Raw genomic sequence first — 7984 nt, 5'->3', positions numbered from 1 at the left:
TGCATTCCCCCTCCAGCGTCCCTAAACTAAACCCCGTTCACCCCCGAGCGCCACACTTTTCAACCGCCAAGCGCTGCACAATTCAAGCGCCGTTTACACCCGTTCGTCTGTTACTCGCGCGCGGTTTCTCGCGAGTCGGTTTCTTCGCTGAGTGCAAAGCGCTATTGGTGGAGACCTTCGGAGCAGAGCATACGGACCTTGCCAAGCAACTTCACGATGCGTTGGTGTTGCCGACATTTGGAGCGAAAGAGGAAGCCTATCAAGAGCTCGTTGACGTGGCGCAACATCATCCGGAATTGCCAACGGTGTGCCTGATTCTCGGCGACCTCTGGGAGCGAATCGGTCGACTGGACAAGGTCGAGCAACTCTGGAAACTGGCGGCACGGCGCGCATCCAATGCACCTCACATCAAGCACAGTATCAAGGTCCAATTTGAAGACCTGCGCCGAGGATCACCAGGCGGAACGTCCGAAGTGGTGGCCTCGACCGGATCTCATTCGCCTGACTCCAACACGGCCACGCACATCGGCCAGGACGGTAAGAGTTCCGCAATCGAAGATAAGGGCGACAGGCGGCCGCAGTTGCCTGAAACCGCGCACGAGTAGTTCCAATCGGCAAATCGTCCACAGTCAAGCGCCGTGTCGCGCCAGCGGTGGGCGCAGCCTGACAATTCGTCCGTCGCGACACTCGCGTTGTCGAGCGTAGCGAGGAACCGGGAGATAACGACAAGCACCGCGCGGTCAGAACGTTCCGGAGCCATCCTTGCAAAAGCCAGAACGTGGGCTGAGGCGGGGCCGTGAACCGCGAGCGGCTCGAACTCGCCATCGCTTAAAAGCGCCGGCCACTTGCGCCGCAAGTCGAGCAACCTCCACGTCACAAAATGTTTGCAAAGTGGCGAACTGAGCTGATTTGAAAGACTCTCGGCGAATTGATCCGGCGACTGCTCGTGGTCGCCTATTTCACAAAACTGCTCCAGGGCGTTCAAACGCGCACCGTAGTCGACTGGTCGCCGATTATCGGGGTCGACAAGACTGAAATCCCATTGCTCTTGGCCTTGATAAATGTCCGGACATCCTGGCAACGTCAACTTGAGAGCCAATTGGCAAAGCGAATTGCAGAGTCCGTAAGTCACGATCTGCTGTTGGAATTCGCGAAACGCTTGCAGGAAGCGATTCGAGCCCGCGGGTTTCAGGACGTGCGCTACGAACTCCCGCAACGCGTCGTCATAGCGGTGATCCGGGCGAATCCAACTCGTGTATTGCTTGGCTTCACGCGTGGCTTTCTCCATGTACTGTTGCAGGCGACGCACCAATTCGGCGTGTTCCTCGGCGCCAGGCGGTTCAAGCGGCCAGATTCCCAAGAGACTCTGATAGAACAAGTATTCATCGTTGCGGCTCGGGGCGGCACTGCCTTCGATGTCAACACGCCAGCGGCGATTCAGACGCGACCAGCGATGTACGGCGGCGCGCCATTGTCCCGGCATTTCCGACAATACGTTCAGCCGCGCGCGAACGTCTTCGGTTCTCTTGGTGTCATGCGTCGTGGTCGCCAGCATGGCATGTGGCCATTCCTGATGGCGCTCGATGGCAAGTTGGTGAAAGTCTGCGACAGATACCGTCGGCGCCCCCGGCTCGGCGCCCACATCATTTACCGACGCCAGCGGCACGTACACGTAAAACGCCGTGTCTTCGACACCCTTGGCCATTACCGGGCTAGTGACTTGCTGGAAACGGCCGGTGAACAACTCGCGCTCGAGGATGACTTCGTCGGTCGCGCCCTCGGGATGCGCCATTGTCAACACGTCCTGAATGAAATCAAACGCGTCCGTGTCGCTGGTCTGATTCCGGCGTTTGGCCATCGCCACCGCATGGCGCACGAAGCAACGATCGCGATCACTGACGCACCCGTGCTGAGGATAAACGCGGTACACGGGAAAGTATACCAGCACTTCGCGCAGCGACGTGCGGAGCAGGTTGAGAGTGAAATCACGGGTGCGTCGCTGGCGCTCCGAGATCCGGTTCAAGCGGTGCGCTAACATTTGCAGCTCGCTGGACATCGCCGTTCGCAGAATCAACCGCTTGGCGTCGATCGCCACCTGTCGGTAGGCGCCGTATTCGGGCACCCAACGCGCATAGTCGCGGCACAGCTGCTTCCAGCCTTCCGGCGATACCGTCAGGCCGTTCGCATGCGTGAGAAAATCGTATCCAGAAGTGCCCGCCACCGGCCAACTTTCCGGCAAAGGCTCGTCGGGGCCCAGAATCTTCTCCACGACGACGTAAAGAGGAACTGCGCCACGAAAACGAGGCGTTAAAGGCGAGGCCGCCTCCATCCGCTCCTCCGATGGGGCTTGCGGTGCATCCCAAGCGCCGCCGACGACCGCCGGCCAGTCTTGTGCGGACGGATACGGCAACCCCATCCTAAGACAGAGCGTTCGCACACATGCGGCAACAGCGGCCGACTCGGCGACATCTACCTCACGTGAAATGTCGATAAAGGATGCTGCCGCCCCGTCCGTTAGTTCGGAGATTGTCGATAAGGCGAGGTCAAACTCGGCCTGTGGCGTCATGTGGCACGCCACGGCGTTCGTCGTCATGCGCCAGCGTACTGTTTCTGCCATGTACATCCATTGCAGCCGCCACAGGTATTCCTCGGGAGCAAACAGGCCGTCGACGTGGTCGATGCGCAAACCGGAAATGAGTCCACGGGCCGCCAGTTGGATGATACAGCGATGCGCGTGGAAAAACACCAGCGGGTTCTCCATGCACACAGCCGCTAATTCGTTAATGTCAAAGAAGCGGCGATAGTTGATTTCGTCCGCCGCCACGCGCCAATGACAAAGTCGATACGGCTGCGCTGTCAGGATGTCATCCAGACGGTTGAAACTCTCGGCAACCTTCGGCTGCCCGTTCACGACGCTCAAGGATTTCTCAATATGCTCACGCAACGCCGGACAGCGGAGTTCCAGGTCGCGAATTCGGCGTTTGATGACCTCTTTCTCGCGTTGCCGAACCACGACGTCGTGAAACGACGTGGCGGTTTGCGATGGTAGATTCTCGAGCGCCGTGAGAATGCTCTGGTATTCGATGAACTCGTCGGACCGTGGACCGATCAAGGCGGCCAAATCGCTCATGTTATCCGTGAGGATTGGCAACGCGGTTTTTGGGCCGAGCGGCAGCACATTATCGAAATAGCGAAGGTGGAAACCGCCGTCGCGGTGCTCAATTCGCAATTCGCCGTTTTCAAGCACTTGTCCATACTGCCCGCCCAGGATTGGCAGCAACACCCGATTGGCAAGTTCATCCTTAAGCGGGTGCCAATCGATATCAAAGAATTGCGCGAACGGAGAGTTTGGACCGTTCTCGAGCACGTCGCGCCACCAGGCGTTCTGCGTGCTGGCGCTCATGTGATTTGGCACGATGTCCGCAACGAGACCCATGTCGTGCGCGCACAGAACTCGGGCAAACTCCTGAAACCCAAGCTCCCCCCCTAGCTCCAAATTCAGATGACCGTAACTACAAACATCATACCCGTGCGGGCTACCGCTTTTCGCTTGGAGCAATGGCGATGCATAGACATGACTGACGCCCAGTCGAGCCAGGTAAGGCACAATGGCAGCGGCATCGCCAAAGGTGAAATTGGCGTGAAACTGCAGTCGATATGTCGCGCGCGGCGGCTGACGGCGCGCCGAGAACAGCTCAAGCGATTGCTGAACTGCCAATTCATGCTCGGGATCTAACCTTCCAGCTTCCACGCGATCGGCCCCTTTACGACAACCTCGAAGGGCAGCAACTCGGACGTCGCGGTCTGGCGTCGGCCCCCGTAGCGAAACACCGCTGTGCTCAGCAGTACAACTCGGTCGGACTTGGACGATTCCTCAAGCGGCTGCACGCCGTCAAGCAAGTTGAACACGATATGAAGTTCGCGCTTGCTCCCGCGCTCGATGATCAACCGCGCAGGTTGACCATCGCGAGATACGATCGACACCTCGGTGTGCTCTCGATCGACGAGCGCAGGCCACACGCGCCGTGCGTGCAGCAACGCTCGATACAGACGCCGCATCCCCGCGCGAACGGGATCGTCTTCCCACCGCCAGCTCAACCGAGAACGTACAAACGTCTCCACGACGTTCGGATCCGGCACTTCCTCTTTCCAATGAAAGGCCAAAGCGGCGAATTCCTCTCGCCGCCCACGACGGACGGCTTCAATTAGGTTCTCATCGCCGAACGAGCAGAAGAACTGAAATGGCTCGGATTCACCATACTCTTCCCCCATGAACAGCAGCGGCGTGGTGGGCGCCAGGAGCGCCGCCGCCGCGGCAAATCGCACTTTCTCGGGCGACACCAGCGCCGGCAAGCGCTCGCCAAAGGCGCGGTTCCCGACTTGATCGTGGTTTTGAATGCACGTCACCAACCGCTCGCGAGCGATATCACGCGAGGAGTCGCCATGACGGCGCCTGTGGAACGGGCTATAGCACCCGTCGTAGACGAAGCCTTCGGCAAAGGCTTTCGCCAAGTGCTCTACGCCGCCGAAATCAAAATAGTAGCCGTCGCGTTCGCCGGTCAGCAACGCATGCGCGCAATGATGAAAGTCATCGCTCCATACGCCTTGCAGACCGAAGCCGCCATGGTCGCACGGCTCAAGATGTCGAGGATCGTTTTCGCCGATCTCAGCAATCACCACGACGTCTCGCTCCAGCGCCCGCGAGGTCTCTTGCGCCGCCTCGCCGATCTCCGCCAAGATGTGCTTGGAACTCAGGTCGATGATCGCGTGTACCGCGTCCAATCGTAGTCCGTCAACATGGAAGTCTCGAATCCACATGCACGCATTGTCGAGGATGAAGCGGCGCACCGGATCGCTGTCGGCGCCATGATAGTTCCAGGCCTGGCCCCAGATCGTGCGATAAAAGTCCGTGAAATAAGGGCCGAATGCATTGAGGTAGTTTCCTTCTGGTCCGAGATGGTTGTACACGACGTCCAGGATCACGGCCAAGCCATGCGCGTGACAGGCGTCGACGAGTCGTTGCAATGCGCGAGGCCCGCCGTAGCTTGACTGCACGGCGTACAAATAGACGCCATCGTAGCCCCAATTGCGATCGCCTGGAAACTGCGCGACTGGCATCAACTCGATCGCCGTTACGCCTAAGTCACGCAGTTCGCCGAGCCGCGGGACGATCGCGTCGAACGTGCCCTCCTCGGTGAACGTGCCGACGTGCATTTCATAGATCGCCAAGTCCCGCATCGTCACGCCGCCCCAATCCGCATCGGTCCAACGGAAGTCCTCCGCGCAATAAAGAGCGGACGGTTGATGAACACCGTCGGGCTGCCAACGCGAAGCTGGATCCGGCAACCAACGGTCGTTGTCGTCTAGCCGGAAGGCATATCGTACGATGTCGTTGGTCGCGCGCTGCTCGGTATGCGTGAAATAGCCGTCCGACGCGATCGCCATGCGCCGCGCAACGCGGGCGCCGCCACATTCGATCGCGACTTCCACGCTCCGCGCCTGAGGGGCCCACAGACTCCATTCTACCGTGCCGTCCGCCAACTGAAACGCTCCATGCGGCCTGGCACGGAGCGACACTTCGTGAAAAGGTTTGATCACCGGAGCCATAGAACCATCCGCAGCTCAGGTAAAAAAAGGCAATGGATCAGACGAAGAATCTGCCGGGACCAGATTAAGTGATGTAATGTCACTTCGCTACCCGGAGTTCGAATGAGCCCTGTCGACTACGATGAACCTTCGTCGACGTCGCATGGCGGTATCGCGCGAAAAGCAGCCAGGCACCTCCCTAGTAGCGGATAGTTGCTGCCTGGCGGCGACCGGTCAGTCGGCGAACCCGGCTCAGCCGTCGACAAAATGCATTCCCAGGAAATCGTTTTTCCATGTTCGGGAAGCGTGAACGGAATGGCCTCGTGATGCGCGTTCAGAAGAATCAGCAGCGTATCGCCGACAATCTGATGGCCCTGCGCGTCGCGTTCAATGATGTCGTCACCGGATAGTCCCACGCCGAGGCAGCGAACAAACTCCGAGTCCCAAGCGCCGTCGCTCATCTCCAGGCCCGATGGATCGTACCAGTGCAAATCCTTGATCTCGACTCCGCGCAACGGGCGCCCTTGAAAGAAGCTGCGGCGTTGCAGCACGGGCTGCGATCGCTGCAGTTGGATGGCGCGCCGCGTGAATTGAAGTAACTCAAGCTGCCATGCGGCGAGATCCCAGTCCAGCCAGCTAATCTCGTTATCTTGGCAGAATGCGTTGTTGTTGCCGCGTTGCGAGAAGCCGAACTCATCGCCTGCGCGAAGCATCGGCACGCCTTGCGAAATGAACAGCGTCGCCAAGAAGTTTCGCATCTGCCGCTGGCGCAATTCCACGATGGAGGGATCGTCGGTGGAACCTTCGGCGCCGCAATTCCAACTCAAATTGTGCAACTCGCCGTCACAGTTGCCCTCGCCATTCGCCTCATTGTGCTTTTCGTTGTAGCTCACCAGGTCGTGCAGCGTGAAGCCGTCGTGCGCCGTGACGAAGTTAATGCTGGCGTAGGGCCGGCGCCCGCTATGGTTGTAAAGGTCCGCGCTGCCGCAAAGCCGCGTGGCGAAGTCGGCGACGGCGCCCCCGTCCCCCCGCCAGAATCGACGGACGGAGTCGCGGTATCGGCCGTTCCATTCGGTCCACTGCACCGGAAAATTACCGACCTGATATCCCCCTTCGCCGAGATCCCAAGGTTCAGCAATGAGCTTGATTTGGGACAGCACGGGATCTTGGTGAATGATGCCGAGAAAGGATCCCAGGCGATCCACCTCGTGCAGCCCGCGAGCCAGGGCGCTAGCCAGGTCGAAGCGAAATCCGTCCACGTGCATCTCGAGCACCCAATAGCGCAGGCTATCCATGATCAGTTGCAACACATGCGGATGCCGCATGTTGAGCGTGTTGCCACAGCCGGTGTAGTCCATGTAGTAGCGACCTCCGCCTGATTGACGGTAGTACGCCGCGTTGTCGATGCCTCGCAGCGAGAGCGTTGGCCCTAGATGATTTCCCTCGGCGCTGTGGTTATAAACCACGTCGAGAATCACTTCAATTCCCGCCGCATGCAGTGTGCGAACCATGCGTTTGAATTCGCGGACTGCCTGCCGTCCATTCCGTGATGTTGAGTAGCGCACATCCGGCGCGAAAAAGGCTAACGTGTTGTAGCCCCAGTAGTTGACTAGGCCGCGTTCCACCAAGTGTCGATCGTCGGCCCGATGATGGATGGGCATCAATTCGACTGCCGTAACTCCCAAGTCGTGGAAGTAATCGATCGCCGCCCTGCTCGCAAGCCCTGCGTAGGTTCCCCGCTGACGTTCCGGAATCTTGGAGTTTAGCATCGTAAACCCCTTGACGTGGAGCTCGTAAATCACCGACTTATGCCACGGGGTGCGCGGCCGGCGATCGTTGCCCCAGGGAAATGACGGATCGATCACCACGCCCAAGGGAGCGACGGCGGCATTGTCCCGCGCGTCAAGCGTTAAGTCGGCCGCGGCGTCGCCGATTCGATAGCCAAACATCGCGTCCGACCAACGGATCTGACGACCGATCGCCTTCGCATAGGGATCGAGCAACACCTTGCTCGGATTGAAGCGGTGACCAATTTCAGGTTCGTAAAGTCCGTAGACTCGATAGCCGTAAAGTTGCCCCGGTTCCAAATCTGGCACATAGCCGTGCCAGACTTGGTCTGTATGTTCCGGCAAGGTCAGCGCCACCGCTTCCGTCCGCGTCCGGGCGCTGTCGAACAGGCAGAGGTCGACGCGGGTCGCATTCTCAGAAAACAGGGCGAAATTCACGCCTTCGCCGTCCCAGGTCGCACCTAATGGATAAGGTCTACCTGGCCAAACTGCGGCCGTCGTACCATTATCCATGCGCACCTTTTAAGTCAGCTACGTGTCAAAACGTGCTAGGATCCAACAAGCAATGGGCGACCTTTCCAGGGAGCGAATTTCAGTCCCAATAGAATATC

The 7984-nt window shown here is 59.0% G+C and carries 4 protein-coding genes; 1 reads left to right on the top strand and 3 read right to left on the bottom strand.

Going from position 1 to position 7984, the window contains the following annotated elements:
* Window positions 1-605 (top strand): hypothetical protein (locus SGJ19_11270; GenBank protein MDZ4780824.1); only part of this gene is annotated, 605 nt, incomplete at its 5' end.
* Here the strand turns inward: SGJ19_11270 and treY are convergent.
* From treY to glgX, 3 genes are all read right to left on the bottom strand, one after another.
* Window positions 494-3751 carry a malto-oligosyltrehalose synthase gene (treY, locus tag SGJ19_11265; GenBank protein ID MDZ4780823.1) on the bottom strand — a complete coding sequence of 1086 codons (3258 nt, stop codon included), beginning with the start codon at window positions 3749-3751 and terminating at the stop codon, window positions 494-496. The genes SGJ19_11270 and treY overlap by 112 nt on opposite strands.
* Window positions 3733-5607, bottom strand: coding sequence for a malto-oligosyltrehalose trehalohydrolase (gene treZ / locus SGJ19_11260; GenBank protein ID MDZ4780822.1), 1875 nt, complete (start codon window positions 5605-5607; stop codon window positions 3733-3735). The genes treY and treZ overlap by 19 nt, the downstream gene beginning before the upstream one ends.
* 116 nt (window positions 5608-5723) lie before the next feature.
* Window positions 5724-7886 carry a glycogen debranching protein GlgX gene (gene glgX / locus SGJ19_11255; protein MDZ4780821.1) on the bottom strand — a complete coding sequence of 721 codons (2163 nt, stop codon included), beginning with the start codon at window positions 7884-7886 and terminating at the stop codon, window positions 5724-5726.
* Between the last annotated feature and the right edge of the window lie 98 nt (window positions 7887-7984).

Source organism: Planctomycetia bacterium (assembly GCA_034440135.1).
Classification (GTDB): Bacteria; Planctomycetota; Planctomycetia; order Pirellulales; family JALHLM01; genus JALHLM01.
This window is presented reverse-complemented; position numbering and strand designations above follow the sequence as displayed.